The organism is Saccharopolyspora sp. NPDC050642, assembly GCF_040654735.1.
GTDB classification, from domain to species: Bacteria; Actinomycetota; Actinomycetes; order Mycobacteriales; family Pseudonocardiaceae; genus Saccharopolyspora; species Saccharopolyspora elongata.
Genome location: NZ_JBFAIN010000036.1, coordinates 1 through 26,168, shown reverse-complemented (window position 1 = coordinate 26,168; position 26,168 = coordinate 1). Strand labels below are relative to the sequence as shown.

Annotated in this window: 21 protein-coding genes; 9 read left to right on the top strand and 12 right to left on the bottom strand. The window is 72.8% G+C overall.

Going from position 1 to position 26,168, the window contains the following annotated elements; all coding sequences use genetic code 11:
- Nucleotides 1-61: 61 nt before the first annotated feature.
- The 6 genes from AB0H93_RS35400 to cobC form a co-directional block, all read right to left on the bottom strand.
- Nucleotides 62-1,435 carry an ABC transporter substrate-binding protein gene (locus AB0H93_RS35400; protein ID WP_358579132.1) on the bottom strand — a complete coding sequence of 458 codons (1,374 nt, stop codon included), beginning with the start codon at nucleotides 1,433-1,435 and terminating at the stop codon, nucleotides 62-64.
- Nucleotides 1,432-2,667 (bottom strand): ROK family transcriptional regulator, encoded by a 1,236-nt coding sequence (locus AB0H93_RS35395; RefSeq protein ID WP_358579130.1) that lies wholly within the window; start codon nucleotides 2,665-2,667, stop codon nucleotides 1,432-1,434. Before AB0H93_RS35395 ends, AB0H93_RS35400 begins: the two co-directional genes overlap by 4 nt.
- A 359-nt stretch (nucleotides 2,668-3,026) precedes the next feature.
- A complete protein-coding gene (locus AB0H93_RS35390) occupies nucleotides 3,027-4,160 on the bottom strand; it encodes a bifunctional RNase H/acid phosphatase (protein WP_358579127.1) in 1,134 nt (377 codons plus the stop codon).
- Nucleotides 4,157-4,888 (bottom strand): C4-type zinc ribbon domain-containing protein, encoded by a 732-nt coding sequence (locus tag AB0H93_RS35385; protein WP_358579125.1) that lies wholly within the window; start codon nucleotides 4,886-4,888, stop codon nucleotides 4,157-4,159. The genes AB0H93_RS35390 and AB0H93_RS35385 overlap by 4 nt, the downstream gene beginning before the upstream one ends.
- Nucleotides 4,885-5,739, bottom strand: coding sequence for a Nif3-like dinuclear metal center hexameric protein (locus AB0H93_RS35380; protein WP_358579123.1), 855 nt, complete (start codon nucleotides 5,737-5,739; stop codon nucleotides 4,885-4,887). The genes AB0H93_RS35385 and AB0H93_RS35380 overlap by 4 nt, the downstream gene beginning before the upstream one ends.
- 7 nt (nucleotides 5,740-5,746) lie before the next feature.
- Nucleotides 5,747-6,796: an Rv2231c family pyridoxal phosphate-dependent protein CobC gene (gene cobC, locus AB0H93_RS35375; RefSeq protein WP_358579121.1), complete on the bottom strand. Its 1,050-nt coding sequence runs from the start codon at nucleotides 6,794-6,796 to the stop codon at nucleotides 5,747-5,749.
- Nucleotides 6,797-7,015: 219 nt separating this feature from the next.
- Here cobC and AB0H93_RS35370 point away from each other — a divergent pair, with 219 nt between their 5' ends.
- The 3 genes from AB0H93_RS35370 to AB0H93_RS35360 all read left to right on the top strand — a co-directional run bounded on the left by AB0H93_RS35370 (nucleotide 7,016) and on the right by AB0H93_RS35360 (nucleotide 9,503).
- Nucleotides 7,016-7,474, top strand: coding sequence for a low molecular weight protein-tyrosine-phosphatase (locus AB0H93_RS35370; protein WP_358579118.1), 459 nt, complete (start codon nucleotides 7,016-7,018; stop codon nucleotides 7,472-7,474).
- 5 nt (nucleotides 7,475-7,479) lie between these two features.
- The gene (locus AB0H93_RS35365; RefSeq protein WP_358579115.1) at nucleotides 7,480-8,349 is read left to right on the top strand and encodes a fructosamine kinase family protein; all 870 of its coding nucleotides are present in this window, start codon (nucleotides 7,480-7,482) and stop codon (nucleotides 8,347-8,349) included.
- Between the two features lie 221 nt (nucleotides 8,350-8,570).
- Nucleotides 8,571-9,503 (top strand): SURF1 family cytochrome oxidase biogenesis protein, encoded by a 933-nt coding sequence (locus tag AB0H93_RS35360; RefSeq protein ID WP_358579113.1) that lies wholly within the window; start codon nucleotides 8,571-8,573, stop codon nucleotides 9,501-9,503.
- 27 nt (nucleotides 9,504-9,530) lie between these two features.
- On the opposite strand, the gene AB0H93_RS35355 is transcribed toward AB0H93_RS35360, so the two are convergent.
- A complete protein-coding gene (locus AB0H93_RS35355; RefSeq protein WP_358579110.1) occupies nucleotides 9,531-10,487 on the bottom strand; it encodes a cobalamin biosynthesis protein in 957 nt (318 codons plus the stop codon).
- A 277-nt stretch (nucleotides 10,488-10,764) separates the two neighbouring features.
- Here AB0H93_RS35355 and AB0H93_RS35350 point away from each other — a divergent pair, with 277 nt between their 5' ends.
- From AB0H93_RS35350 to AB0H93_RS35335, 4 genes are all read left to right on the top strand, one after another.
- Entirely contained in the window at nucleotides 10,765-12,417 is a 1,653-nt protein-coding gene (locus tag AB0H93_RS35350; RefSeq protein ID WP_358579107.1) for a TIGR02677 family protein, read from the top strand.
- Nucleotides 12,414-13,631, top strand: a complete 1,218-nt coding sequence (locus AB0H93_RS35345) for a TIGR02678 family protein (RefSeq protein WP_358579105.1) — start codon at nucleotides 12,414-12,416, stop codon at nucleotides 13,629-13,631. Before AB0H93_RS35350 ends, AB0H93_RS35345 begins: the two co-directional genes overlap by 4 nt.
- Nucleotides 13,632-13,651: 20 nt before the next feature.
- On the top strand, nucleotides 13,652-17,731 hold the full coding sequence (locus AB0H93_RS35340) for a TIGR02680 family protein (RefSeq protein WP_358579103.1): 4,080 nt from the start codon (nucleotides 13,652-13,654) through the stop codon (nucleotides 17,729-17,731).
- Nucleotides 17,732-18,009: 278 nt separating this feature from the next.
- Nucleotides 18,010-19,278 carry a TIGR02679 family protein gene (locus AB0H93_RS35335; RefSeq protein ID WP_358579100.1) on the top strand — a complete coding sequence of 423 codons (1,269 nt, stop codon included), beginning with the start codon at nucleotides 18,010-18,012 and terminating at the stop codon, nucleotides 19,276-19,278.
- Nucleotides 19,279-19,380: 102 nt separating this feature from the next.
- Here AB0H93_RS35335 and AB0H93_RS35330 read toward each other — a convergent pair whose 3' ends face one another.
- Nucleotides 19,381-19,866 (bottom strand): GNAT family N-acetyltransferase, encoded by a 486-nt coding sequence (locus tag AB0H93_RS35330; RefSeq protein WP_358579098.1) that lies wholly within the window; start codon nucleotides 19,864-19,866, stop codon nucleotides 19,381-19,383.
- Between the two features lie 96 nt (nucleotides 19,867-19,962).
- On the opposite strand from AB0H93_RS35330, the gene AB0H93_RS35325 reads away from it, so the two are divergent.
- Nucleotides 19,963-20,523: a VOC family protein gene (locus AB0H93_RS35325; RefSeq protein ID WP_358579095.1), complete on the top strand. Its 561-nt coding sequence runs from the start codon at nucleotides 19,963-19,965 to the stop codon at nucleotides 20,521-20,523.
- 30 nt (nucleotides 20,524-20,553) lie between these two features.
- On the opposite strand, the gene AB0H93_RS35320 is transcribed toward AB0H93_RS35325, so the two are convergent.
- Nucleotides 20,554-21,627, bottom strand: coding sequence for a saccharopine dehydrogenase NADP-binding domain-containing protein (locus AB0H93_RS35320; protein ID WP_358579093.1), 1,074 nt, complete (start codon nucleotides 21,625-21,627; stop codon nucleotides 20,554-20,556).
- Between the two features lie 91 nt (nucleotides 21,628-21,718).
- Nucleotides 21,719-22,465 (bottom strand): IclR family transcriptional regulator, encoded by a 747-nt coding sequence (locus tag AB0H93_RS35315; RefSeq protein ID WP_358579090.1) that lies wholly within the window; start codon nucleotides 22,463-22,465, stop codon nucleotides 21,719-21,721.
- A gap of 329 nt (nucleotides 22,466-22,794) precedes the next feature.
- On the opposite strand from AB0H93_RS35315, the gene AB0H93_RS35310 reads away from it, so the two are divergent.
- The gene (locus AB0H93_RS35310) at nucleotides 22,795-23,181 is read left to right on the top strand and encodes a hypothetical protein (RefSeq protein WP_358579087.1); all 387 of its coding nucleotides are present in this window, start codon (nucleotides 22,795-22,797) and stop codon (nucleotides 23,179-23,181) included.
- Between the two features lie 362 nt (nucleotides 23,182-23,543).
- On the opposite strand, the gene AB0H93_RS35305 is transcribed toward AB0H93_RS35310, so the two are convergent.
- Both AB0H93_RS35305 and AB0H93_RS35300 read right to left on the bottom strand, forming a co-directional pair.
- Nucleotides 23,544-24,011: a hypothetical protein gene (locus tag AB0H93_RS35305; protein WP_358579085.1), complete on the bottom strand. Its 468-nt coding sequence runs from the start codon at nucleotides 24,009-24,011 to the stop codon at nucleotides 23,544-23,546.
- 336 nt (nucleotides 24,012-24,347) lie between these two features.
- A complete protein-coding gene (locus tag AB0H93_RS35300) occupies nucleotides 24,348-25,847 on the bottom strand; it encodes an alpha/beta hydrolase (RefSeq protein ID WP_358579082.1) in 1,500 nt (499 codons plus the stop codon).
- Nucleotides 25,848-26,168: the final 321 nt, after the last annotated feature.

Genomic DNA, 26,168 nt, shown 5'->3' with positions numbered 1-26,168 from the left:
GCGGGCGCGGGCCGGGGCAGCCCGCCCCGGCCGCGTCCGTTCCAACGTCGCCACCATGCCGTCAGCCGCCGCCCAGCGCCTTGGCCGCGTCGATCTGGGCGTCCAGTTCCCGCAACGCCCCGCCGAGATCGGCGACCTGGCCGCTCTGCCACTTCACCGAGAAGTCCTCGGTGGACTTCATGTAGGCGCTGCCGTTCGGGCTGGGCGGGCTGGCCACCAGGTGCGGGTTGTCGAACAGGTCCAGGAAGGTCTTGTACTGCTCGCTGCTCTCCAGCCGGGGATCGTGCAGCGCCGCGGTGGTGGTCGGCACGTTCTTCAGGCCGTTGGCCAGGTCCACCAGCGCCGTCGTGTCGGTGGTCAGGTAGCGGATGAGTTCCCAGGCCGCGCCGGCGTTCTCCGCGCCGCGCGGGATGCCGATGATCGTGCCGGTCACGAAGCCGGTGCCGTAGAGCTCGGGCTTGCTGTCCGAGACGGGGAACGGCGCGGTGCCGAAGCGCAGGTTCGGCGCGTCGTCCTCGATGAACCCGGTGCGGTACTCGCCGTCGATCATCATCGCGATCTTGCCCTGCTGGAAGGCGTTGTCCGCGGCGTACTGCTGGCCGAGACCGGCGGTGAACTGCACCAGCTTGTCCCAGCCGTAGAAGTCGACGAGTTCCTTCTGCCAGCGGTACATCTCCTGCCAGGCCGGGTCCTGGCCCAGCACCGACTTGCCCTGCGCGTCCATCCACCTCGCGCCGAAGTGCGGCGCCCAGTTCCACGGGTGGTTGGCCTGCGAGGTCAGCACCGGCAGGAAGCCGGCGACCTTGATCGAGCCGTCCGGGTTGAACTCGGTGAGCCGCTTGGCGAGATCGGTCAGCTCGGACGTGGTCTTCGGCGGCGCGGTGATGCCCGCCTTGGCGAACAGGTCGGCGTTGTAGTACATGCCGTAGACGTCGGCCAGCAGCGGCATCGCGCAGCGCTTGCCCTGGAACTGCGTGTACTCCTGGACGACCTTCGGGATCTGGTTCAGGTCGACCTGGTCGCGCTGCAGGTAGGGGCCGAGGTCCTGCCAGGCGCCGCTGGAGCAGAACTGGCCGAGGTTGATCGTCTCCGCCGAGAGCGCCACGTCCGGCGGGTTGCCGCCGCGGATGGCCTGGGTGATCTTGTCGTCGTCCTGGTTGCCCTGGCTGTTGATGGTGATGTTCGGGTGCTTGGCGTGGAACCCGTCGAGCACCCGGTTGAGCACGTCGAGCTCGCGATCGGTGAACTGGCTGGACACCGTGATGGTGACCTGCTGGTCCGGTCCCGGCGCGGGCTGCGGACCGTCCGATGTGGAGCCCGCCGTGCAGGACGCGGCGACCAGCGCCGCCACCGCCGTTCCCGCCGCGGCTAATGCTCGTGAGCGATAATTCCGGCTCTCACCGGAACGGCCGCTCACGACCGTTGACCGTCTCATCGCGCCTCCTCCAACTGGACTTCCGGGTCGGATCGGATTCCCACCGCCGTGGCGGGCAGGCCGAAGACCTGCTCCCGGGCGAGGCCGAGGGCTACTTGCAGGGCGCCCGCACGCACCGCGCGCTCGGTGCACTCCGCCGGTTCCACGGGGGTGCGCGGCACGACGAGGCGGTGCAGCTCGGCGGCGACCAGGTCGGCGAACTGCCGACCGCCGACCTGCGCGATCTCGGCGGTCAGCAGCACGAGTTCGGGGTCGAGGACGCTGACGACACCGGCGACGCCGGTGGCGACGCGGCGCGCCAGGTCGGCGAGGAACGCCTGCCCGGCGGCGCCCGCGGCGTGCGCCGCCTGCACGGCCGCCGCGCCGTTGCGGGCCTTCAGGCCGTGCGCGCGGGCGAGCTTGTTGATCGACCGGTAGCTCAGCAGGCCGCCCAGCCGCGAGCCGGTGCGGTCCACGCCGGTGTCCAGCCGGGCCCGGTCGGGCGCGCGCATCCAGTCGATCTCGCCCGCGCCGCCGGTGACCCCGCGGTGCAGCACGCGGTCGATCACCACGGCGGCGCCGAGCCCGTCGCTGAGCCAGACCAGCACGAAGTCCCGGACCTGCTGGGCCCGCCCGGCGGTCATCTCCACGAGCGCGACCAGGTTGACGTCGTTGTCGACGATCACGTCGGTGCCCAGTTCGGCGCGCAGCCGGCCAGGCAGGTCGAATCCCTCCCAGCCGGGCAGGTGCGGGGCGAAGCCGAGATGCCCGGTGGCCGGGTCGACCGCGCCCGGCGAGCCGATCACGACCTTGGCGAGCTGGTCGGGGCGCAGCTCGGCGCGGGCGGCGGCCTCGGTCATCGCGGTGGCGAACGCCAGCGGCGCGTCGTTGCCGGACGGCAGCGCGCTGCGGTGCTCCACGCGGATCTCGCCGGTGATGTCGGCGATCACGATGTCGACCTCGTCGGGGGTCAGGCTCACGCCCGCGACGTGCGCGAGGGCGCCGTTCACCGACCACATCTGGGCGGCGGGCCCGCGATTCCCGCCGCGCAGCTTGCCTCGGCGCACCATGCCGGCCTTCTCCAGCCGGGCGAGCAGCGCGACGGTCGCGGGCTTGGACAGGCCGATGACGGCTTCGAGCTCGGCCCGGGTCAGCGCGCCCCGGCGCAGCATCGCCTCGATCGCGGCCCGATCGTTGATCGCCCGCAGCAGCCGCGGGCTCCCGTCCCGCGCCGCCCCTGCTTCCCGCGCCACCGAAACCCCTATCCGTTAACTTCCTATACGGTTTCAGGGCACGCTAGTAACCCACCTCACACATGTCAATGGTCTGAACCAGGGACGCTGCGGGACGGCTCAGCTGCGCCGGGTGATCACGCGGCGAGCGCACGCCCGCCCCTTCGGCGCCGCACCACCACGAGGAGACGCTGGAGCCGGCCAAGTGCCCGTGTGCATTTTGTGTTGCTACGGCGACGCAAAATGCGCGCGGGAGCGCCGCCTTCCACACCGGTGCCGGTGCCGGGACGCCGCAATTTCAATGGAAATCGAACCTCTGATTTCCATTGAAATTGCGGGACGAACACCGGCACCCGCGGGGTGCGGCGGTGGGGATGTCGTTACGACCAGTGGGAGATGTCGTTGACCAGGCGGACCGATGCGTTGCCGTCCGGGTAGAACTCCACGATCGACAGCGACGCCAGGTCGAGGTGCAGCCGGTAGAACATCGACGGGCCGACGTCCAGGGCGAGACGCAGCAGCGCCTTGATCGGCGTCACGTGGCTGACCACGATGATCGTCTGCCCCGCGTACCGGGCCAGGAGGTCGTCGCGGGCCGCCGTGACCCGCTCGAAGACCGCGTCGAGGCTTTCGCCGCCCGGCGGCACGATGCTCGGGTCGCCGAGCCACTTCCGGTGCAGCTGCGGGAACTGGTCGGAGGCCTCCGCGAAGGTGAGGCCCTCCCAGTCGCCGAAGTCGGTTTCCAGCAGGCCGTCGTGGAAGTGCAGTTCGCCGCCGGTCGCGTCGACCACGGCCTGCGCGGACTGCCGGGTCCTGGTCAGCGGCGAGGCGATCACCGGCGCGATGCCGTCGGGCGTGATCACGCCGTCCATCGCGGCCAGGCGCTTGCCCGCCGCGCGCACCTGCCGCTCCCCCAGCGGGGTCAGCGCGACGTCGCCCCGGCCGGAGTAGCGCCGGTCCACCGACATCGGCGTCTGCCCGTGGCGCAGCAGCAGCATCTTCGTCGGCGTGCCATCGGCGCCGAGCCATCCGGACGGCCGGATGCGCGCGGAGCTCGTGCTCACCTCACCCGACGTCGACGTGCCGCTCGACCGCTCGGTACCGTCGGCCTGCCGGTCCATCGCCTCGTTGGCCAGCCGGTCGGCGTGCGCGTTCTGGGCGCGCGGCACCCACTGCAGGTCCACGCGGCCGAACCCGGCGATCAGCTGCCGCGCCTCGGCGGCCAGCGGCTGCAGGTTGACGTGCTTGACCTTCCAGCGCCCCGCCAGCTGCTCGATGACCAGCTTGGAGTCCATCCGCACCTCGAGCTCGGCGGCACCGAGCTCGGCGGCGGCCCGCAGGCCCGCGATCACGCCCTGGTACTCGGCGACGTTGTTGGTCGCCACGCCCAGCCCGATGGAGCGCTCGGCGAGCACCTCGCCGGACTCGGCGTCGCGAACCACCGCGCCGCATCCGGCCGGGCCCGGATTGCCGCGCGATCCGCCGTCGGCCTCGACGACGACCCGCGAGCTCACCGGTTCTCCCCGGTCCGCACCAGGATCGCGCCGCACTCCTCGCAGCGGACCACGTCGTCGGCCGCGGCCTCGCGCACCCCGGTCAGCGCGTGCCGGTCGAGCTCGATCCGGCACGCGCCGCACCGGGCGCCCTGCAGCAGCCCGGCCGCGACGCCGCGCTGCGCGCGGATGCGCTCGTAGAGCGCGAGGAGGTCCGCCGGCATCGCCTTGGTGATCAGGTCCCGCTCAGTCTTGCGGCGCGTCTCCGCCACCTCCAGGTCGGCGAGCGCCTCGTCGCGGCGCGACTGGATGTCCGCGAGCCGCTCCTCGGCGGCGGCGACGGCCTCGCGCGACTTCGTCACGTTCGTTTCGAGGGCCTCGCGCTGCTCCATGACCTCGAGCTGCTCGTCCTCGAGGATGCCCTGGCGGCGGGCGAGCGTCTGCAGCTCGTGCTCCAGGTCTTCGAGCTGCTTGGCGGACGCCCCGGCCGCCATCAGGTCGCGGTCCCGCCGCTCCCGGGCGCGCACCTGGTCGACCTCGTTCTCCAGCCGCTTGACCTCGCGGTCCAGGTCGCTGAACGCGGTCTGGGCGACCACCAGCTCATCGCGCTTGGCGCGCACCTCGCCCTCGGCCTGGCCGATCTGCTCCAGCTCCGGCAGCGTGCGCCTGCGGTGCTCGACGCGGTTGAGTTCCGCGTCCGCCTCCGCGAGATCGAGCAGCCGTCGCTGAACGGCGGGGTCGGCTTTCACGCGAGCGCCCTCCCTGGGTCGGATGCCGCGCCGGCGTGAACGGTCCACGGGTCGGTGCGGCGGGTGGAAACGAGGACTTCGACTGTATCCGGCAGCGCGGCGGCGACGATGTCCGCGGCCTGTTGGCACCACGGCCACTCGCTCGCCCAGTGCGCCACGTCCACCAGGGCGGGCACCTCCGCACCGGGCACGTCGGCCCGGGCCAGGTGCTCGCCGGCCGGGTGGTGCCGCAGGTCGGCGGTCACGTAGGCGTCGACGCCCGCCGCAGCCGCGGTCGCCAGGTAGGAATCGCCCGCGCCGCCGCACACCGCGACGGTGCGGATCGGCCGCTCCGGGTCGCCCGCACCGCGCACGCCCCAGGCCGTGGTGGGCAGGTTCTGCGCGACGCGGTTCACGAAGTCGCGGAACGGCTCGGCCTCGGGCAGCTCGCCGATGCGCCCGAGCCCGGTCTCGGCGCCCTCCGCGTGCGGCACCAGCGGCCGGCGCACGGTCAGGCCGATCGCCGCGGCCAGCGCATCCGACACGCCCTGCACCGCGCTGTCGGCGTTGGTGTGCGCGCAGTACAGGCCGATGCCGGAGCGGATCAGCCGGTGCACGATCCGCCCCTTGGGGTCGTCCGCGGGCACCCCGTGCACGCCGCGCAGCAGCAGCGGGTGGTGCGAAACCACCAGCTGCGCACCGAAATCCACCGCCTCGTCCACAGTGGCCTCCACCGGGTCCACGCAGAACAGCACCCGCTGCACGACCGCGTCCGGGTCGCCGCACGCCAGGCCGACCGCGTCCCAGCTCTCCGCCAGCTCGGTCGGATACGCCTCCTCCAGCGCGCCGATCACCTCTCGAAGCCGCACCACCACCGGCTCACCCCCGTCCCAAGATGTCGCGTAATGCCTTCACCAGCAAAGCGTTCTGCGCCGGGTCGCGAACCGCGACCCGCAGGTGATCGGGTCCGAGACCGGGGAACGTGTCGCCCCGGCGGACCGCGATTCCGTGCTGCCGCAACGCTTCCCGCACCTCCGCCCCGCCGGCCACCTGCAGCAGCAGGAACGGGGCGCGGGCGGGCAGCGCGATCCGCAGCCCCGGGATGCCGTCGAGCTCGGCGACCAGCCCGGCGCGGTGCTCGTCGAACTCGGCCGCCGCCTGCTCCGATTCGGCCAGCGCCGCCGGCTGGCAGCAGGCGATCATCGCCTCCAACACCAGCGCGTTGACCGGCCAATGTGGACGATAGCGGGACAGCCGCCGCAGCAGCTCCGGATCCCCCAAGGCATACCCCGCGCGCAGCCCCGGCAGCCCCCACATCTTCGTCAGGCTGCGGAACACCAGCAGCCCCGGCTCCCGGCAGCCCGCGAGCGACTCCGGCTCGCCCGGCACGGTGTCGGCGAACGCCTCGTCGACGAGCACCACCCGGCCCGGCCGCAGCAGCCGCCGGATCTCCGCCGCCGGATGCAGCACGGACGTCGGGTTGGTCGGGTTGCCCAGCACCACGAGATCCGCCTGCTCCGGCACCGCGGCCGCGTCCAGGCGGTAGCCGTCCGCCGGATCCAGCTGGACCCGCGCCACCTCGACACCGGCGGTGCGCAGCGCCAGCTCGGGTTCGGTGAACGAGGGGTGCACCAGCGCGGCGAGGCGGGGGCGCAGCGACGGCAGGAGCGCGAACCCCTCCGCGGCCCCGGCCAGCGGCAGGATCTCGTCGGCGGTGCGGCCGTGGCGGGCGGCGGCAGCCGACCGAGCGGCCAGGTCGTCGGCGGCCGACGGGTAGCGGCCGAGGCGGTCCAGCGCCGCCGCGAGGCGGTGGCGGAGCCACGCCGGGGGGCGGTCGAGGCGGACGTTCACCGCGAAGTCGAGCAGGCCGTGCTCGGCGTCGACGTCGCCGTGGTGGCGCAACGAATCCCGGTCGTCCCCGCTGTTCATCCCAGGCAGTCTAACCAGGACCGAATCCGGGCCGTGAGCCGCGAAGGCGGCGGTGATCCCCTCGTGATCCGACCGTCCCACCGGAGGCGCGACCTGCCCGATCAGGCAACGCCGCCCGAGCCACGGTCCGAGGTGAACGGCCCACCCGTCCCGGTGGCCGAGGCCGTCCGCTCCCCACGGCCGGAATCGGCCGGCGAGCGATCCGTACCCTCGGGAAACGTGCACATCTCCTTCATCTGTACCGGCAACATCTGCCGTTCCCCGATGGCCGCCCTGGTGTTCCGCGAGCAGCTGCGGCGGGCCGGGCTGGACGGGCAGGTCGAGGTCACCAGTGCCGGGACCGGACCGTGGCACGTCGGCGAGCCGGCCGATCCGCGCACCGCGAAGGTGCTCGCCGACCACGGCTACCCCACCGAGCACGTCGCGGCCCAGGTCGACGACCACCACCTGGACGCCGACCTGCTCGTCGCGATGGACGCCGGACACCTGCGCGCGGTGCGCCGCCTCGTCGACGGCTCGACCGAGGTGCGGCTGCTGCGCTCCTTCGACCCGGACTCCGCCGACGACGCGGAGGTCCCGGACCCGTACTACGGCGGGCCGAACGGGTTCGACGACGTGCTGGCGATGATCGAGGCCGCGACGCCGGGCCTGCTGGCCTGGGCCCACGAACGGCTGTGACGGCGATGCGCGACCAAGCCCGGGCGGCGGTGGCGAAGATCACCGGGCGGACACCGGCCGACGTGCGCCAGCTCGGCGGCGGCGACACCGCGGCCGCGTTCGCGGTCCGCCTCGACGACGGCACGACGGTCTTCGCCAAGACCGCACCGATGCCCGGCGCCATCACGGCCGAAGCGGCATCGCTGGCCTGGCTCGCCGAGCCCGACACCATCGCCGTCCCCGAGGTGCACGGCCACGACGAGAACTGGCTGGTCACCGAGCACATCCCGGCGGCGGCGCCGAACGAGCTCGCCGCCGAGCGCCTCGGCCGCGAACTCGCCGCGCTGCACGCGGCCGGTGCGCCCGCCTTCGGCGCAGCGCCGCCGGGTGGCCCGGCGAACGCGTGGATCGGCCTCGCCCGGATGCGCAACGAACCGGACGAGCAGTGGCCCGCGTTCTACGCCCGGCACCGGGTCGAGCCGTACCTGCGCCGCGCCGTCGACGCGGGCACGCTCAGCGCCGAGGGCAGCGCGGTGATCTCGCTGGTGTGCGCGCAGGTCGACGAACTCGCCGGGCCCGCCGAGCCGCCGGCGCGGCTGCACGGCGACCTGTGGAGCGGCAACGTGCACTGGGGTGCGCAGCGGGCGTGGCTGATCGATCCGGCCGCGCACGGCGGGCACCGCGAGACCGACCTCGCCATGCTGCGCCTGTTCGGCTGCCCCCACCTGGACCGCGTCGTGGCGACGTACCAGGAGGTCAGCCCGCTGGCCGAGGGCTGGGAGCACCGGATCGGACTGCACCAGCTGTTCCCGCTGCTGGTGCACGCGGTGCTCTTCGGCGGCAGCTACGCGGGCCAGGCCGTCGCCGCCGCCCGCTCCGCCCTCCGCGCCAGGTAGGCGGCCAGCGGCACCTGAAGACGAGGTCGATCGCCGCCGCGATGACCGGCCATCGCGACGTCCGCGCGGCGGCGTGTCGACGACTTCGTCACACCGGCAGATCCTGGCGCCGGGCGGCGCGCCGTCATTCGCGTGTCCCGGGCAAACGGGCGCTGACCTGCCACGATCCCGCTCCCACGGCCCAAAACCGCAGGTCAGGGTGCTTCGGTTACCGTGTAGGAGTGCGCCTGAAGTTCTTGCTACGACCCGGTTGGCTCGGCCTGATCGCACTGGTCGTGGTGTTCGCGGCGCTGTGCTTCACGCTCCTCGCCCCCTGGCAGTTCAGCCGCAGCGACGAAGCGCAGACGCGCAACAACGCCATCGCCGAGTCGTTCCACGCGCCGCCGAAGCCGCTCGCGGAGGTGCTGCCCGCCGGGCAGGCGCCGGACCAGCGGACCGAGTGGTCGCAGGTCGTGCTGCGCGGGCAGTACGTGCCGGAGGGCGAAACGCTGGCCTGGCAGCGCACGGTGCTCGGCGAGCCCGCGTTCGAGGTGCTGACCCCGTTCCGGCTCGACGACGGCACGACGGTGCTGGTCGACCGGGGCTTCATCCGCCCGGTCGACGGCACCCGGGCACCGGACTACGCGGCCGCGCCGACCGGCGACATCTCGGTGACAGCCCGCGTCCGGACCGACGAGCAGGACAGCAAGCAGCGCCCGCTGTTCGAGCACGACGGGCGCCGCTGGGCCTACGCGGTGAACGCGGAGACCATCTCGAACGGCACCGGCCTCGCCCTGCGGCCGGGCTACGTGGTGCTCAACGAGGGCCAGCCGGGCGTGCTGGGCGCCATGCCGCTGCCGCGCCTGGAATCGGGGCCGTACTTCTCCTACGCCCTGCAGTGGATCGCCTTCGGCATCATGGCGATCATCGCCATCGGCTACCTGGTGTACTCGGAACTGCGCACCGACGCCCGCCCGCCCTGGCGGAACGCACCGGCCGCGGAGACGTCCGCCGGCGGGCCGGAGCCCAGCGCGAAGGGCGGCCGCCGCCGGAAGATGTCGGTGGCCGAGGCGATCGCCGAGGAAGAGCGCCGGGAACGCGAAGAAGAGGCCCGCCGCAAGGCCGAACCCCAGGCCCCGGCCGACGACGCGGCCCACCAGACCAACCACGCCTGACGACGCCACGCCTGAGCAGGCGGAACGTCAGCGGTTGCGGCGGTCCCGGCGGATGCCCCGGGTCAGGGCGAACGCCGCCGTCAAGACTCCCGTGACCGTGCCAATCACCCGCGAGAGCTCGACGCTGCGCGTCACGTCGCCCGCGTCCGCCGTCCGGCCCTCGCCCAGCACCGGGCGCTGCTCCACCACGTGGCCGTACACCGTCCGGCCACCGAGCCGGATCTGGAGGGCACCGGCGAACGCCGCCTCCACCTGCCCCGCGTTCGGGCTCGGGTGCGCCGAGGCGTCCTGCCGCCAGGTCCGCCACGCGCCGCCCGCCGAGCCACCGACCACCGGCGCGCACGCCGAGGTCAGCACGGCCGCCAGGCGGGACGGCACCAGGTTCAGCACGTCGTCCAGGCGCGCCGACGCCCAGCCGAAGTTGCGGTAGCGCGGCGAGCGGTGGCCGACCATGGCGTCGAGCGTGTTGGCCGCGCGGTAGCCGATCAGCCCCGGCACCCCGGCGATCGCTCCCCACACCAGCGGCGCCACGACCGCGTCGGAGGTGTTCTCGGCGACCGACTCGACCGTGGCCCTGGCCAGGCCCTGCCCGTCCAGCACCGCCGAGTCCCGCCCGCACAGGTTGCGCAGCCGCTCCCGGGCCGCGTCGATCTCGCCCGCGTCGAGCATCCGGGCCATCGCGGTGCCCTCGTCGGCCAGCGACGAGCCGCCGAGCACCACCCAGGTGGCCAGCCCGGTGACGGCGGCCTCCAGCACCGGGCTGCGCCGGGACAGCCGCTGCGCCAGGACCCCGACGCCGACCGTGCCGCCGACCAGCAGACCGGTGTAGGCGATGCCGGCCAGGCGCCGGTCCCGGTGCAGCGCCCGCTCGGCGGCCTGGGCGGCCTTGCCGAAGAGCGCGACCGGATGCCCGCTCTTCGGGTCGCCGATCGCCGCGTCCGCGGCCACTCCGAGTAGCAGTCCGACCGCACGTCCCGCGCTCACCGGTGCCGTTCCTCCAAATCGATCCGATGCCCACCAACAAGCCCGGAAACCCGGCGTTCGCGCTGGTGATCGGCCATGAGCGCGGCTGGTCGCCAGGACGGCCAAAGGCGCTCACGAGCCCCCGCGCACCGCGGGTTCCCGGCATTGCGAGTGGCCCGGTCACGGGCACCCCCGACCTCGCAAAGCTCCCCGGAACGCTACCGCTGGGGCTGGTGGTGCCGGTCACCGCATGCCAGGTGACCAGCCGTGTCGGCCGGACGGGATATCGTGGCGGACCGTGACGGCCCCGGACCACGAAGCCGATGTGCTGCGCGCGGGCGTCGCGGGAACCACCGCGACGGACGCGCCGGCCACGCAGGCTCCCGAGCAGACCCGCGACGGCGGGCAGCGCCTGCAGCTCTTCGCCTACCTGCAGGCGCCCGAGCACCGCACCTACCTGGCGATCATGCGGCTGTTCACCTCGACGCTGCTGGCCGACCTGTCCGCCGGCGAGGTGGGCGCGGCGCTGGCCGCCGCCGAGCGGGAGGGCCGGGTGGCCGCCGGTGAGTCCGATGTGGACACCGTGATCGACCGGCTCAAGCAGCTGGTCAAGTGGGGCAACCTGGTGGTGGGCCGCCGCGAGACGATCGCGTCGAGCATCGCCGAGTTCCAGCACGGCAGCGTGCGCTACCAGGTCAGCAAGCTCGCGGTCCGGGTGCAGCGGGACGTCGACGCGCTGCTGCGGGTTCCCGAGGGCGCCCGCGAGGTGTCGCGCGAGCTGCTGTCCGCCATCGACCGCGGCCTGTCCGGGATCGGCGAGGCGCTTTCCGCGGCCCTGGCCGCCGAGAGCCGCGATCCGCGGGCGAAACCCGCGCGGCAGGCGCGGGAACGGCTCGCCGAGCAGGTCACCACGGTGTTCCTGCAGCACGCCGAGCTCGCCGCCACGGTGCGCGACTTCTACGCCTACCTCGGCCAGGTCGTCACCCGCCACCAGCTGGCACCCGACGAGATCTCCGGGTTCCGGAACCTGCTGGTCGAGTACATCCAGATGGTCGTCGAGGACGTGCTGCGGCACACCGGGACGATCGCGGGTTCGCTGGCCGGGCTGGCCGGCGTCCGCGGCGAGCTGCTCCGGCTGCTGGGCCCGGCCGACCAGCTGGGCATCGACGTGGAGCGGGCGCGGGGCCGCACCGCCGCGGACTGGCAGGAGCTGACCGACTGGTTCGTCGACTCGCCGGGCCGGCCGAGCCAGGTCGCGGCGCTGCGCGAGGCCACCGCCCGCGCGATCGGCTCGCTGCTGGCCAGCGTCAAGCGCGCCACCTCCGGCGGCGGGCTGGTGCCGGGGCGGCGCGGCGAGCTGCTGAAGCTGGCGAAGTGGTTCGACGGCGCCGACGAAACCACCGCCCACCAGGTGTATTCGGCCGCGTTCGGCCTGCACTCGGCGCGGCACCTGCTGCCCGCGCCGGACTACGACAGCGACAACGACAAGGTGTCGTGGCGCGACGGCCCGGTGCTCGACGTGACGGTGAGCGTGCGCAGCCGCGGAGATCGCGGGGCGCGCGGCCGGACCTCGCGGGTGCTCGACGACCCGATGACCGAGGAAACCCTGCTGGCGCAGGCCCGGCAGGCCGACGAGCGGCGCTCCGCCGCGGTCGCCGAGCTCGCCGCGGCGAGCTCTCGGCTGGACGAACAGCGGTTGTCGGCCGATGCTCTCGGCGTGCTGTGCGAACTGCTGACGCTGGCGATGGCGCAGCGCGACGGCTCTGACGACGCGGGCACGGCGCTCGACCCGGTGCACCGGCTGCGCGTCACGGTCCGCCCCGAAGCGGGCCAGGAGACTCGGATCTCCAGCGCCGCAGGCACTTTGACGCTCCGGGACACGGTGCTCGAAGTCTCCGGCGACGGCGCCATCCCGGACACCTCGGAGCCACTGCCCGGAGCCGCCCGATGATCAAGACCTTCGACGAACTCCCGGACATCGACGCGGCGAACGCGGTCCGCTGCGCGCGCGTGCTGCTGCGCCGACCGCTGCTGCGCCCCGGTGGACCGGACGGCGACCTGCTGCCGATGATCTACCGGCAGCGCGTGGTGCTCCAAGAGATCTTCTCGTCGCTGCTGGGTTATCGCCTGGTGGTGGAGCGGCGCTTCGCGCGGCTGTACAAGTCCGGGCCGGGCGTGGACGCCACCCGCGGCGAGGCCTCGTTGTCGCCGCGCGGCTACGCGTACCTGGCGCTGACGCTGGCGGCGCTGACCGGAATCGGCCGCCAGGTGCTGCTGTCGCGCCTGGTCAGCGATGTCCGCGCGGCCGCGGCCGAGGCCGAGATCCAGGTGGTCGACGACCCGGCGGACCGGCGCGCCCTCACCGCGGCGCTGCGGCACCTGGTGGCGCTCGGCGTGATCACCGAAACCGAGGGCTCGGTGGCCGCAGAGGCCACCGCCGAGGCGCTGATCACCATCGACACCGACCTGCTCGGCCAGCTCATCTCCGGGCCGCTCGCCGAGGCGGAAAGTCCCGAGCAGCTGGTCGAGCTGGCCTCCGCCGCCGGGCCCCGGAACCTGGAGCACGCGGTGCGGCGCCGGCTGGTCGAGGACCCGGTCGTGCTCTACTCCGACCTGCCGGCCGAGCACTCCTCCTGGCTGCGCGAGCACGCGACCGGTGAATCCCGCCTGCTGGAGCGGTTCTTCGGCCTGGTCAGCGAGTGCCGCGCGGAGGGCGTGGTGGTCTGCGACCCGGAGGACTACCTCACCGACCTGGTCTTCCCCGGCCCCGGCACGGTCGCGCGCATCGCGCTGCTGGCGCTGCCGGAGCTGCTGTGCCGCGCGGAGCCGGACGCGGCGGGCAAGCACCCGGTGACCTGGCAGGACTTCGTCGACGTCTGCCAGGAACTGGTCGACTCCTACCCGGCCGCCTGGTCCCGGCAGGCCACCGAGGACCACCAGGCGCTGGTGCACTCGGTGGTCGCGCTGCTGCGCCGGCTCGGCCTGCTGCAGGAGCTCGACGGCCGATGGCTGCTCAGCCCGGCGGCGCACCGCTGGCTGCCGCAGCCGGACGCCACCCCGGCCCCGGGCCGGGAGCCGGAACCGGCGGCCCCGGAGCCACCGGGCTGGTCGCTGTTCGACGAGATGACGGTGTTCGACGAGATGCAAGGGGACGGTCAACGGTGAGCGCGGACAGCACGGAATCGGTGCCAACTGCCAACCGCTGGCGGCTGCACCGCGGCGGGATCGTCAACATCTGGCAGTACGCCGAGACGACCTTCGACCTGGGCGGCGGCCGGGCGATCTTCCAGGGCACCAACGGCTCCGGCAAGTCCCGCACCCTGGAGCTGCTGCTGCCGCTGTGCCTGGACGGCGACCTCCGACAGCTGGGTTCGAAGGGCTTCGACACGGTCAGCATCCGGCGCCTGATGCTCGACGAGTACCCGGGCGGGCCGAACCGGATCGGCTACGCGTGGATCGAGCTGCACCGCGAAACCCCGGGCGGCGGCGAGGAATTCCTCACCTGCGGCATCGGTGTGAAGGCGTCGAAGACCTCGCAGTCGATCAGCGACTCGTGGCGGTTCATCACCAGCCGCCGGGTCGGCATCAACCTCTACCTGGTCGGCGCGGACCGGGTGCCGCTGGGTTCGGCGCAGCTGCGCGAGCTGCTCGGCGCCGACTGCGTCCTCGACGACCAGGCGTTCCGCGCGAAGGTCGCCGCCTCGGTCTACGGCGTGCCCGCCGCGCGCTACGGCGACCTGCTGCACCTGCAGCGCACGCTGCGCAACCCCGACGTCGGCCTGAAGGTCCTGGAGGGGCAGCTGGAGCAGATCCTGTCGGACGCGCTGCCGCCGCTGGACCCGGGCCTGATCGAGCGGCTGGCGACGTCGTTCGACGACCTGGAGTCGATCCGGGAGAACATCGTCCGGCTGACCGGCGCGGACAAGGCGCTGACCGCGTTCTTGTCCACCTATTCCGGCTACGCCTTCGGCGCCCTGCGCGACCGCGCCGATGCGATGCGCACCGCGCAGGACAGGCTGCGTGCGCTGCGCAAGGAGCTGACCGGCCTGGAGAAGCAGGTGTCGGGCAAGCAGCAGGACCGGGAGAGCGCGCAGGAGACGATCGCCGAACTCGAACGGCGCGAGGCAGAGCTGGAATCCAGCATCGACGCGTTGCGCTCCCACCCGGCGTATTCCGAGCTGCAGAACCTGCGCGACCGCGAGCGGCTGGTGGAAAGCGCCCGCGCCGCAGCGGTTTCCGCGCTCGACACGGCGAGCAAGCACCGCGCGCAGGAGCACCGCTCGGCGGAGTCGGTGGTCGGCATGCTGCGCCGGTTGACCGGCGATTCGGAGGCGGCCGGGCAGGCCGCGGCCCGCGCCGCGCAGCAGCTTTCGACGGCGGGGCTGGACGGGGCGCTGGTGCCGCGGCCACCGGCCATTCCGGCCGCCGAGGTGCGGTCCGAGCAGGCGCGGGTGCGCACCTCGCCGGAGCCCGACGCCGAGCCGCTGCCCGTCGACCGCTACGCCGCGCCGCAGCTGGACACCGATGCGCTGGCCGCGGAATTCCGCGCCGCCATGGGAACTTCCGAGGAGGTCTCGGCGGTCGCCCGGCAGCGTTCGGCGCTGACGCTCGCGCTGCACCAGCAGGCCCAGGAGCTGGACGGGGAGCAGGACAAGGTCGTCGAGCTCCAGCGGCAGGCGCGGCAGGCGCAGCTGACCTCGACCGAGGCGGCCGGCCGGCGCAACCAGGCACAGCAGGAACTCGCCGACGCCGCGGCGGTGTGGGTCGAGCGCGCGCAGAAGTGGGCCGTCGCCTGGCCATCCACAGTGGACGACCAGCTGCCGGAGCCGCCGTCGGCGGAGGACCTCGTCGCGGACCGGTCGGCGACGCGGCAAGCCCGCGAGCAGGCGCGCCGCTGGGCCAAGCCGCAGCTGCACGAGGCCCGCCGCCAGGTTGCCGAGGTGGAGCAGGAGATCACCGAGCTCCACGCGGAATCCCGGTCCCGCGAACAGGAACTCGCCGAGCTCCGCGCCGGGCACGAGCAGACGCCGAACCGCCCCACCTGGGCCGACGCCGGACGCGACACCGCCCGGGGCCGGGCCTTCTACGAACTCGTGGACTTCCAGTCGTCGCTGGACGAATCCGACCGGGCCGGGCTGGAGGCGGCGCTGCAGTCCAGCGGGCTGCTCAACGCCTGGGTCACCGCCGAAGGCGAGGTCCCCGGCCTCGCCGACCTGCTCGCCGCCCCGGCCGAGCCCGGCTCCGGCGGCACGCTGGCCGAGCTGCTGTCGCCCGCCGCCGAGGCCGACTGCCCGGTGCCGCCGGAGCGGGTCGCGGCCCTGCTGGCCTCGGTGTCGATCGACGGCGGAGCCGGGCTTTCGGTGTCGGTCACCGGCGCCTGGCGCGCGGGGGTGCTGTCCGGCTCCTGGCGCAAGGAAGCCGCGGAGTACGTCGGCGCGGGCGCTCGCGAAGCGGCCCGGGCCCGGCGCATCGCGGAGCTGGAGGAAGATCTCGCGCGGCTGCGCGCGGAGACCGGCGAAGCCGAGCGGCGGCACCGCGAGGCGAGCGAGGACACCGCGGAGCTGGAGCAGCACCTCGAGTCCTACCCGGACGACAGCGACCTCCTGACTGCGCACGCCAAGCTGACCACTGCGATCGAGTCCGCGGAGGACGCCGACCAGAAGGCCGTGCAGCTGCGCGAGCAGCACGAGAGCGCCGATCAGCGCTGGCAGGCGGCGCAAGCCGAGCTGGTGCGGTCGGCAGGCGAAGCCGACCTGCCCGCCGACACGCAGGCGCTCGACGCCGCCCACCGCGCCGCCCTCGACGCCCGCGCGGGCATCGACGCGCTCCGCGAGGCGATCGAGTCGCGCTGCCTGCCGACGCTCACCGACCTGCGGGACCTCTCGCTGCACCACGACGCGGCGGTGGCCGACCGGATGGAGGCCGAGTCGCAGGCCGAGCAGCGCTGCGCCGAGTACGCGGAGCAGGCCACCGGCCTCGCGGAACTCACCTCCGCCGTCGGCGGCGAGGCGCAGCAGATCGCCGACAAGGTCGGCGCGTTCGAGCGGGAGCGGGCCGAGCTGCGCACGCAGCTGCCGCAGGCGCGGGAGAAGATCAGCTCGCTGCGGGAGTCCTCGGCGCGGTTGGAAACCCAGCTGGAGCACAAGCAGTCCCAGCTCGCGGGCCGCGAGCAGGACGCTTCGGCGGCGACCGAAGCCTTCAAGCAGGCGCTGCGGATCCCGGGCCTGTGGTCGGCCGCGGACGTCGACGAGACCGCGCCGGACGACCCGGCCGATGCGGCGCGGGTGCTCGCCGAGGCGGACCGCCGGGGCTCGTCGGAAGCCACGGTGCTCAACCGGCTGCAAACCCTGCAGCACTCGCTGAGCGGCAACTACGACATCACGGCCGCCGACCAGCACGGCCTGCTCACCGTGACCGTCACCGGCGAGGAGGGCCCGCAGCCGGTGGCCGACGCCGCGCGGCGGGTCGGCGAACGGCTCGCCGAACAGCGCGGCTACCTCAACGAGCGCTACCAGTCGATCTTCGCCGACTACCTGATCCGCGACCTCGCGGAGCGGCTGCGCGGTCAGGTCGGCATCGCCGAAGACCTGTGCAAGCGGATGAACGAGGTGCTCGACGGCGCCCGCTCCAGCCAGGGCGTGCACGTCCAGCTGGAATGGCAGCCGTCGGCGGCGCTCGGCGACGACATCAAGCAGGCCATCGACCTGGTCCGCACCCCGTTCGCCAGCCGCAGCGACGACCAGGACGCGCTGCTGCGCCGGGTGTTCACCGACCTCATCGAGTCCGAGCGGGACAGCACGTCGGGCGGCTACGCGGAAATCCTGGCGCGGGCGCTGGACTACCGGTCGTGGTTCGCGTTCACGGTGCGGGTCCGCGACATCGGCCCGGACAGCAAGCCGCGCGTCCGGCGGCTGCGGCAGCTGTCCTCCGGCGAGACGCGGCTGATCTCCTACGTGACGCTGTTCGCTGCTGCGGCGGCGTTCTACGACGCGGTCAGCGTGTCCTCGGACGGGCGCGGGCCGCTGCGGCTGGTGCTGCTGGACGAGGCGTTCGAACGGCTGGACGACCCGACGATCGCGCGGATGCTCGGCCTGCTGGTGGACCTGGACATGGACTGGCTGATCACCTGGCCGAGCGGCTGGGGCGTGTCCCCGAAGATCCCGAAGATGCACATCTACGACGTGCTGCGCCCGCGCAGCGGCCACGGCATCGCCTGCACCCACACCACCTGGGACGGCGCCGCCCTCGACCGCACCGACGGATGATCTTGGCACGGCGAGGCTCGGCGCCGGGCCGGTGATACGGCGGCACCTTCCGGAGGGTTCCGGCAAGGCCGACGGGCGCGAGATTGGCACCACCTGCGCAAACAGAGCGGGTGATCACGGACGTCGTCACCCGGCATGGGCGCATGTTCTCGCGAAATTGCGCCCATGCCGGGTGCCGGTGGACCTCCCGGAGTCCGGCCTCGGGGTCTGGCGACGGTGGGGTTGTCAGCGGATGTCCTTGACGCCGCATACTTCCGAACGAACGGGGGCGAATTGACGTGAGTGTCGAGGACGACATCCGCGCGGCGTGGGGCGTCGAGCCGCTGCGCGGGCTGTGGGAGAAAGCCCGGGAAGCGCTGGAGGCGGCGAGCCCGCCGGCGACGTTCCGGCTGGAGCTGCCCGACGCCGAAGCCCAGCGAGCCGTCGGCGAGCTGTACGGCCGCCCGATGTGGGGTCAGGGCACCCGGATCAGCCTGTCCAAATTGGACGAAGCGACCCGACGGAGCCGGTTCGCGTTGGGGCTGGCGGAAGTCCTGGAGATCCTGCACGAGCGGCCGTTGGGGCGGCGTGAGGCCGCGGAGCGGGACGAACGGCGCGAGCGGACCGCGGAGACCGTGCGAGCGGCGCTCGCGGAGCGAGGGCTCGCGACGGCCGCATGGGCGGAGCCGTGGACGCAGTGGCTCCAGCAGTACGGGCGAGTCGGCGACGACGAGCTACCCGCCGTCGCGCGGAGCGCGGCCAAGGCGTTGGGCGCGTTAGCGCTGGCGGAGCCGCCGGAGGCGTGGACGTCGCGCAGCGAGCTAGCGGCGAGCGTTGGCGGAGCGCATGCGCTCGACAACGGCACGGCGTTGAGCCGGGTCGTGCTCAAGGCGGCTGCGCTGGCGCACGGCGTGGAGACGCCGGGCAACGAGCGCGAGCGCCGGGCTTTGTGGGAGCGCTGCGGGGTCACGCTCGATGCCGTGTCCGCGACCGTGCTGTGCTGGGCCTTGCCGCTGGCCGGCTCCGACGACTGGTCGCAGGGCGTCCGGCAGCGGACCGCGCTGGGCCTGCCGACCCACCTGACCCACCTCGACCTGCGCGCCGCCCCGGCCCGTCTCGTCGAACCCGGCACTGCGATCGCGGTGTGCGAGAACCCGCGAGTCCTCGAATCGGCTGTGGAAGAGGGCATCGCGCATCCCGTGGTCTGCGTGTCGGGCCGCCCTTCGACCGTCACCCGGGCACTGTTGCAGCGCCTCGCGGACTGCGGTGCCGTTCTGCACTACCATGGCGACTTCGACTGGCCGGGCGTCAGCATCACCAGCTCGCTCCTGGCGCACCACGGCGCGCGCCCCTGGCGGATGTCCGCGGCCGACTACCGCGAAGCCCTCGACCAGGCCGCCGCGACCCGCACCGACCTGCCCAACCTCGTCGGCGCCCCGCTCGAAACCCCCTGGGATCCGCAGCTGTCCGAGCTGATGAGCACGGCGGCCCGGGCGATCGAAGAGGAAGCGGTGCTGCCCACCCTCCTCGCCGACCTCCGGCGCGGGCTGAGCACGTCGCGCACCTGACCCCGCCCACCTGCCAGGATCGACGGTTTCCTCTGGTCAGGGAACCGTGAATGGTTCGGAGTGCGATGGCACCCCGAACCATTCACGGGCACTTACCGCGCCTCAGAGCAGCTGGTACATGACGTGCAGGCCGACGTAGCCGTGGGCCGGGTGCTGGAACGCCTCCGGCAGGGTCGCCACGATCCGCATGCCGAGCGACCGCCAGAGGGCGACGGCCCGGTCGTTGGTCTCGACGACCGCGTTGAACTGCATCGCGCGGAAGCCGTCCGCTCGCGCCTGGTCCAGGACGTGGCGGCCCAGCGCCCGGCCCGCACCGCGCCCGGCGTGTTCGGGGTCGACCATGAAGCTGGCCGTCGCGACGTGCGCGGCCGGCCCCTCGTGGTTCGGGCCGGACACCGCGGTGCCGACCACTCGGCCGTCGTCGACGGCGACGACCGTCCGGCCCGGCGGCTGCGGGAACCAGCGCTGCCTGGCGCGCTGCTCGTCGATGTCGCGGTCCCAGGAGAACGTCTCCCCCGCCGCCGCGATCTCCCGCATGAACGGCCAGATCGCCGACCAGTCGTCGGGGTGCGCTTCGCGAATCCGCATGGCCCGCAAGCTAAGGCCCCGGGCGGGCCGGTCGCCACCCGTTTTCGGTCCCGGATGAAGTTGTGCGAAGCACGGGAGTGCCCTTACTTTCGCCGCATGGCGTCGGTCGTCGTGGAATTCTCGGCGCGGGAGCCGGAGCGGCTCGCGCGGTGGTGGGCCGACGTGCTCGGCTGGCGGCTCGACACGGCGTGCGGGATCGTCGTCCAGCCGACCGGCCCCGGGGTGCCGTTGCGGTTCGTCGCCAGCGCCCGCGCCAAGAGCCGCAAGAACGGCGTGCACCTTGACCTGCGCAGCGAGACGCACGACGACCAGAACCGGATCGTGGAGCGGCTGTTCAACGCCGGCGCCCGGTTCGCCGACATCGACCAGAGCAGCGAAGTGCCGTGGGTGGTGATGGCCGACCTGGAGGGCAACGAGCTGTGCGTGCTCGAACCGCGCAAGGTCTACGCCAACACCGGCCCGGTCGCCGCGGTCGTGGTCGACACCCAGAACCCGCGCTCGGACGCCCGGACCATGGCGGCGGCGACCGGCATGGAACTGGCGGGCGAGCGCTCCGAGTTCGCATCCCTGCACCCGATCTCGGGCGAAGGGCCCTTCCTGGAGTTCCTGGAGAACGACGACGGCCCGGAGGGCATGCTCCGCGTCCTCGTCGAGTGACCCGAGCACCGCTGGCCGGGTGCGGGCGGTTCAGCGGTGGGCAGGTTCGATGATCTTCACGCCGTGCAGGCGCCGGACGAAGTCCGCGCCGAACGCCGTGGCCGGGGTGTGGGCGCCGGGGGCCGGCGGTTCGGAGCGCAGGGCGCCGACCGCCCGGAGCACCGCGTCCGCCGTGAGGTCGTAGGTGTCCGGGCCGATCAGGGCCGCCGACACGCTCGTGCCGTCCGGCGCCGTCGCCTCCGCGTACACCTCGACCCAGCTGCGCGAGCGGGTCATCCGCCCCGGGCCGCGCACGGCCGCGCCGATCGCCGCCCGGCCCAGCCGCTGCACGATGTGCGCCCCCATCACGACCTGCGACAGCCTGGCCGAGCGCGGGCCGGTCCGGGTGAGCCCGGGCAGGTGCGCGAAGGTGGTGATGTTGCCGATCCCGGTGCTGCGGTAGGCCGTGCTGACGTCGCCCCAGGGCAGCGAGGCGACCCGGCGCGGCCCGGACGGGAACGGGATCTCGCGCCGCCGCCACGCCATCGGCACGGAACGCACCTCGCCGTCGATGCGGGCCCGACCGCCCAGCGCGGCTCCCTCCAGCGCGCTCTTCAGCGTTCCGCCGCTGATCCCGCCGCTGGAGTGGAAGGCGAGATCGAGGTGCGTCGCCGTCGGCAGCTCGGCGGCGACCATCGCGGCCAGGCAGTCGGTGGGCACCACGTCGAAGCCCGAGCCCGGCAGCAGCACCACCCCGGCGCGCCGGGCGTCCTCGTGGCGCGCGAAAACCGCCTCGAACACGTCGATCTCGCCGGTGATGTCGAGGTAGTGCGCGCCGGCGCGCAGGCAGCCCTCGACCATCGGCGCCGACGTCGCGGAGAACGGCCCGGCGCAGTGCGCCACGACGTCGACATCGCGCAGCGCCTCGGCGACCGCGTTCGGGTCTGCGAGGTCGAAGACCCGGTAGGGCAGGCCGCGAGGCGTGGCGAAGGCCGCGACCTTGCCCGGATCGCGTCCGGCCAGCACCGGCCGCTCGCCGCGGTCGAGCGCCAGGTCAGCGACCAGCTGACCGGTGTAGCCGCTCGCTCCGTAGATCATCCAGGTCATCGCAATCCTCCCGGTCACGCCGAACACCCTGGTAACGAACACCCCTGGGAACGGTCACGGGTTGCCCCGAGTTGTTCCGATCACCCCGGATCGCCGCGCGCCCGCGCGATCAGTTCGCCGAGCGGCCGAGGGCGGCGGCGATCGCGCTCGCCGTGTCCCGGACCTCGCCGAGGAGGCGTTCCAGCTCGGGCAGGTCGGCGTCCGCTCGCACCGTCGTCAGCGAGACGGCCGCCGCGAGCTGCCCGGTGGTGTCCGGGATCCCCACGCCGATGCAGTGCACCAGCGGCTCGAACTCCGCCTGGTCGGTGGCGTAGCCGAGCCGCTCGACCTCGGCGAGGTGATCGCGGAACTCGGTCTCGTCGGTGATGGTGCGCTCGGTGTAGCGGGTGAAGGCGTGCGCGGACAGCAGGCGGTCCCGGCGTTCGGCGGGCAGCGCCGCCAGGATCACCTTGCTGGCGGCGGCGGTGTGCAGCGGCACGGCCCGGCCGATCCGCGACCAGGTGCGGATCGACGCCGCGCCGTCGATCTTGTCGACGTAGACGATCTGGCCGTCCACCAGCTGCGCCAGGTGCACCGTCGAGCGCGTGGCGTCCGCGAGCGCGATCAGGTGCGGCCGGGCGACGGCGCGCAGGTCCATCTCCTCCAGCACCTGCTGGCCGAGCTCGACCAGCCGGAACCCGAGGCGGTACCGGCCGTCCGGGCCGCGGGCGATCAGGCCGCCGTCGGCCAGCGGCTGCAGCATGCGCAGCGCGGTCGAGCTGTGCACGCCGAGCTCGCGCGCCAGCTCCGCGATGGTCTTGGGCGCCGCGGCGAGGGTTTCAAGCACGTGGACCGCCTTGGCGACCGTCTTCGACATCGACACCCCCTCGATCGCGCTGCAACATTAACAGAGGAATTGCAAATATTGCAGCGCGAGCCCGAGGCGACGCTCGCCGGCACCCGGCCGAAACCCACTCCGGTAGCCACAAACCGACAAGAATTCACTTTTCATAGCGCCATCCAATCCGATCCATCCCTTCCGCCCGGACGCGCGGGCACGACAAGAGCACGCCAGCACAACTAATTGCGAAACTCGCTCGGGTGAAAGATTGCGCCCGGACAAGCCCCAAATTGACAGCAAACCTGGCGGGTGATCGACTTCGCGTTGCCCCTGTCGGCAATTCGGTACATGAAAGAAGGCCCCGAATGCGACACTCGCCCGTCCTGATCAGCGCCGTGTTGACGGCCGCCGCGTTCGCGATCGTGCCGACCGCCCCGGCGGTCGCGGCGGTCCAGCAAGCCCCGGCTTGCGCGCTGTTCTCCTACCAGCCGACGCGTGACGGCAACACCCTGACCGCCATCGGCGGGCGAACCGGCTGCCTGAACAGCGCGACGGTCACCGTGCGGATCGTCGTCGAGCAGAAGGACGCGACACCGAAGGTGATCGGCGAGTTGGCGCAGAGCGGCACCGAGATCAACCTGACCACGAAGGCACCGTGCAACTCCGGCGCCACCGTCAGGGTGCACACCGAGACGATCAGCTCGACGGGATCGATCGCGCACTCCCCGACGAGCACGTTCGAGAAGTGCTGATCCGGCTCTGAGCGGGTCGCCGGGGTGCGGGCACCCCGGCAACCGGGCCGCGGCGTCAGCCGCAGCCTCCCAAGGCACCGCCTCGCGTGGGCACCCCGACAGCGTGCATCGGGCCCCACCGGGGCGGTGTCTTCGTCATGCCGCCCGGGAATCTTCTTCCCGCGACACGGCGAATCGGCCGAACCGTCAACGCGTCGCCCCCGGAATTGCGGACCACCTCCGCCACACTCCTCGAATCCCACCTCCTTTCTCGCCGAAATTGCGATTCCTGGTCATATCCGGCCGAATAGTCCTCCGATGCACCGGAGGAATTCCCCACCACTCGGCAAACCGCATTCCGCACCGGATTCCGCCGCTGCGACTCAAGCCACGGCGAGCACCCGGCCCGGCACGTCCGGGTCGCAGCCCAGGCGGGGCAGCTGCGCGCGAACGGCGCCGCGGGTCCGGCCGAACTCCTCGCCGAGCTCCCCGATCAACCGGCTCGCGGTTTCGCCGACCGAGCTCAGCCACCGCTCCCGGAGCCGCTCGCCGTCGGCTTCGGTCCACGGTCGACCGGCGTTGGGCGGCCGTGGTCGGCTCCGCCCGCGCCCCGTGGCCCACGGCGAGTGCAGCGCGGCCAGGCCGTCCAAGGTCTGGGCCAGGAACGCGTTCGCGTCGCCGAGGCCGTCGACGGCGATCAGCAGGTTGCCCTCGGCCACGACGCGGCCGTCGGCGTCCGCCCCCGTGAACTCCACCGCGACGGTGGCCGGCTGGTCTTCGCCGGCGGGCTCGCTCTTGGCGGTGACTCCGTAGATGTGCTGTCCGACTCGTACTTCGTTGCGGAAATCCATGCCTCGAAGCTAAGGGCCCCGGCGGGCGGACTCCGGGAGTCAAGCATCGAACCGGCGCGTGTCGGGACGAGATCTCGATCGAGTGAGGGGTGACTCACACCCGGGACCGGAACACCGCTGGGGGTCCGGCCGTTGAACAGTTCGGTCGATGCGCCCGTGTCCCCCGGGCCTCAATGACCGCCTTCGCGGAATACCGTTCGGCTGGAGCCGCGTCGCGCCAATCGCCGCAGAGGCGACCGGCGCATCGGCCACCAAACGAAGAAGACCCCCGCCCTTCTCCTCGGGCGGGGGTCTTTTCGCGTGTTCCCGGCTCGCGCCGTCAGGACACGAACCGCATCAGGCGAACGGCGGCTTGTCCGGCTGGCAGACCTGGCCCGGCTCCGGGACCTTCAGGTCCGTCAGGAAGTCCGCCGCGATCCGGTCGGTGCACGAGCTGTTCCCCAGGATGCAGTGGCCGAACGAGTCGACGCTCACCAGGCGGGCGTTGCCCAGTTCCTGCTCCATGCGGCGGGAGAACTCGTACTGGGTTGCCGGGTCGTAGAAGTTCCCGAACAGCAGCACCGGGTTCGCCGCCTGGTGCTGCCACGGACCGCGGTGCACGTCCGGGTCGATCTCCGGCCAGTTCGAGCACGCGGCCAGGTCGCTGAACGCCTGCGACCGGCCGAAGGTCGGCGATTCCGCCTCCCACTGCGCGGCGATGCCCGGAACCTGCTCGGGCTTCTTGGGAATCGGCTTGTCCGCGCAGTTCACCCCGTAGTAGGTATCGTCCACGTAGCTGCTCTCCGCGGCGTCGGCGGGAGCGTCCAGGCGACCGATCGAGGTCGGCTTGCTCAGCAGGCCGAGCAGCTCCGGGACCAGCCCCGGCTTCGGGTGCAGCTGCCGGTGCAGCGACTGGAGATCGGTGGCGAGCTGCCTGAACTGGTCCGGGGCGTACAGCGCGCTGCTGACGCTGTCGGTGAACTGGTCGAGCGTGATCTCCGAGCCGTCCGGCATGGTGATCGGCTCCTGCCGCAGGTGATCGCGGATCTCGTCGAACTTCGCCCGCGGATCGCCCTCGCCGAACGCGCACCGCTGCGCCTTCTCGCCGCAGAGCTTCAGGAACGAGTCCAGCGCCAGCTCGAAGCCCTGCGCCCGCTCCCGGTCGTACTGGACGCCGTCGGCGGTCCGCAGCTGCGGATCCACGTTGCCGTCCAGGATGATCGCGCGGCTGCGCTCCGGGAACATGTTCACGTAGGTCGCGCCCAGCAGCGTGCCGTAGGAGAAGCCGACGTAGTTGAGCTGCTCGTCGCCCACGCCCTGGCGCATCAGGTCGAGGTCCCGCGCCACGTCCTTGGTGGACATGTGGTGCAGCAGCTCGCCCGCGTTGTCGTCGCAGGCCTCGCCGTAGTCCCGGAACGCGGCCATCGTGGTGCGGATCTGCTTGTCCGTGACCGGCACCGACGAGAGCCGGCCCAGCACCTTCTCGGCCTGCTCGTCGGACTTGAAGCAGCGCAGCCGGGTGCTGCGATCGACCCCGCGCGGGTCGAAACCGACGATGTCGAAGCGGTTCAGCACCTGCGGCTCGAACTTCTTCACCGCGGTCACCGGCCGGTTGAACCCGGCGCCGCCGGGCCCGCCCGGGTTCAGGAACAGCGAGCCGATCTTCGCGTCCGGGTCGGCCGCCGCGCGGCGCATCATCGCCAGTTCGACGGTGCCCTTGCGCGGGTCGTCGTGGTCGATCGGCACCGGGTAGCTGGCGCAGCGGTAGAGGTACCGCTCGGTGATCGGCACCCCGTCCAGCGCGGCGCTGTCGCACTCGCCCCAGGAAACCGGTGCGGCACCAGGAGGTTGTGCCATCGCCGGCGATCCCGCCACCACCGCTGTGCCCGTGACCAGCGCACTAGTCGCGATGGCCAACGCTCGGCCTAATCGGCCGGAAAGCGCCCCCACCCGAACCTCCTTGTGTCGTCTGAGAACTCCGGCTTGGAGTCAACAGTCCGAAAAGGAGGGCGGACACCGCAGAATGCACGAACCTCCAGCGCAGGAGGTGTGCTCTTCGGACTAAGGGTCCGCACGTACGGGTCGTCCCGGATGATGGCGGTTTCGCGCGAAACCGGCGCCCGCCCACCGCGCGGGGGGGCCGGGGCGGGCCCAAACGGGGCAGGGGACCCGAGCGGC

What these genes read in the sequence shown, in the direction of transcription:
- AB0H93_RS35325 (WP_358579095.1), top strand. Translation starts at nt 19,963, where the DNA reads ATGGCGTCGGTCGTCGTGGAATTCTCGGCGCGGGAGCCGGAGCGGCTC.
- AB0H93_RS35310 (WP_358579087.1), top strand. Translation starts at nt 22,795, where the DNA reads ATGCGACACTCGCCCGTCCTGATCAGCGCCGTGTTGACGGCCGCCGCG.
- AB0H93_RS35315 (WP_358579090.1), bottom strand. Translation starts at nt 22,465, where the DNA reads ATGTCGAAGACGGTCGCCAAGGCGGTCCACGTGCTTGAAACCCTCGCC.
- AB0H93_RS35305 (WP_358579085.1), bottom strand. Translation starts at nt 24,011, where the DNA reads ATGGATTTCCGCAACGAAGTACGAGTCGGACAGCACATCTACGGAGTC.
- AB0H93_RS35365 (WP_358579115.1), top strand. Translation starts at nt 7,480, where the DNA reads ATGCGCGACCAAGCCCGGGCGGCGGTGGCGAAGATCACCGGGCGGACA.
- AB0H93_RS35300 (WP_358579082.1), bottom strand. Translation starts at nt 25,847, where the DNA reads ATGGCACAACCTCCTGGTGCCGCACCGGTTTCCTGGGGCGAGTGCGAC.
- AB0H93_RS35400 (WP_358579132.1), bottom strand. Translation starts at nt 1,435, where the DNA reads ATGAGACGGTCAACGGTCGTGAGCGGCCGTTCCGGTGAGAGCCGGAAT.
- AB0H93_RS35330 (WP_358579098.1), bottom strand. Translation starts at nt 19,866, where the DNA reads ATGCGGATTCGCGAAGCGCACCCCGACGACTGGTCGGCGATCTGGCCG.
- cobC (WP_358579121.1), bottom strand. Translation starts at nt 6,796, where the DNA reads ATGAACAGCGGGGACGACCGGGATTCGTTGCGCCACCACGGCGACGTC.
- AB0H93_RS35345 (WP_358579105.1), top strand. Translation starts at nt 12,414, where the DNA reads ATGATCAAGACCTTCGACGAACTCCCGGACATCGACGCGGCGAACGCG.